The organism is Burkholderia sp. Ac-20384 (assembly GCF_017104605.1).
GTDB classification, from domain to species: Bacteria; Pseudomonadota; Gammaproteobacteria; order Burkholderiales; family Burkholderiaceae; genus Burkholderia; species Burkholderia lata.
In genome coordinates, this window is record NZ_JAAGPE010000597.1 from 1 (window position 1) to 1,720 (window position 1,720).

Annotated in this window: 1 protein-coding gene; it reads right to left on the reverse strand. The window is 71.2% G+C overall.

The window, feature by feature from the left end; genetic code table 11:
• The coding region (treZ, locus tag G3O00_RS42085; RefSeq protein ID WP_206146537.1) for a malto-oligosyltrehalose trehalohydrolase at positions 1-1,657 on the reverse strand (1,657 nt) is incomplete at its 3' end.
• Positions 1,658-1,720: the final 63 nt, after the last annotated feature.

Sequence of the window (1,720 nt, forward strand, 5' to 3'; positions counted from 1 at the left end):
TGCTGAGACGCCAGCGCGCGACGAGCGCCTGCGGATCGCCGTCGCCCGTGAGCAGGTCGATGCCGAGTGTGCGCGCGCCGGGCAGGTTCGGCGTCACGAGCGCCGCGCGCACGGCCAGCGCGCTGCGGTAGAAGCGCCGCCATGCGTCGGTGTCGGGCGTGGTTTCGTCGCTGCTGCCGTGCAGCGTCGAACGCACGAATGTCGCGATGTCGTTCGGATCCGGAATCGCGTCGCGATGCGCGGCGTCGGCGAAGGCCGGAAAGGCAGCGAACTCGCGGCGCCGGCCTTCGCGCACCGCGTCGGCCAGCGCGCCGCGATAGTCGGTGAAGAACTGGAACGGCTGCGTGCTGCCGTCTTCCTCGCCCATGAACAGCAGCGGGATCGACGGCGCGAGCAGCAGCAGCGCGGTCGCTGCGCGCACCGCGTCTTCGTTCGCGAGCGTGCGCAGCCGTTCGCCGAACGCGCGGTTGCCGACCTGGTCGTGGTTCTGCAAGAACGCGACGAACGCGGTCGGCGGCAGGTGCGCGCTCGGCTCGCCGCGCGCGGCGCCGTCGTGCAGCGGCGACGGTTCGCCCTGGTACGCGAAGCCTTCGCCGAGCGTGCGCGCGAGATGGCGCAGCGGTGCGTCCGCGTACGCGCGGTAGTAGCCGTCGCGCTCGCCGGTCAGCAGCACGTGCGCGCTGTTGTGGAAGTCGTCGTTCCATTGCGCGTCGAAGCCGCCGGGCCCGAGCAGGCTCGCCGCATTACGCTCGTTCTCGAGCACGAGATGCACATGGCGCGTGTCGCCCGTGTACGCGCGCACGCGGCGCGCGAGTTCGCGCAGCCACGCGTCGTCGTCGATCGCGTGCGCGGCATCGATGCGCAGCCCGTCGAAACGGAATTCGTCAAGCCAGTACAGCGCGTTCTCGATGAAGAACGTGCTCGTCTGTTCACGGGAAAAGTCGATGGCCGGCCCCCATGCGGTCTGCCGGTCGGCGCGGAAGAACGCGGGTGCGTAGCGCGGCAGCAGGTTGCCTTCCGGGCCGAAATGGTTGTAGACGACGTCGAGGAACACCTGCATGTCGAGCCCGTGCGCGGCATCGACGAGCGCTTTCAGTTCCTCGGGCCGCCCGTACGACGCATCGGGCGCGAACGGCAGCACGCCGTCGTAGCCCCAGTTGCGCATGCCGGGGAACGCGTTGACGGGCATCAGCTCGACGGCGGTCACGCCGAGCGCGGCGATTTCCGGCAGGCGTCGTTCGACGCTCGCGTGGCCGCCGCACGCGCCGATGTGCAGCTCGTACAGCACGGTCTCGTGCCACGGGCGGCCACGCCACGCGTCATGGCGCCAGCGGTACGCAGCCGGATCGACGACCTGGCTCGGGCCTTCCACGCCGCCCGGCTGGAAGCGCGATGCGGGATCGGGCACCGCGAGGCCGCCATCGAGCCGGTAGCGATACAGCGTGCCGGGGCCGCAGGCCACGATGGCCTCGAACCAGCCGTCGCCGACCGCGGTCATCGCGACGGCGGGTGTATCTTCGCCCTCGATTTCGACGGCGGCCGTGCGGCTCGCGGGCGCCCACAGCCGGAAGCGCGTGCGGTCGACATCGACGCAGGTCGTGCCGAACGACGATTCGAACGCATGCGAGCCGGAGGGGCGGGCGGAGCGTGATCTCATGGCGAGTCTCCCGAATGCAGGTCGGGCGGCACGGCGGCCACCGCGATCGCGGCTGCGTGCGCG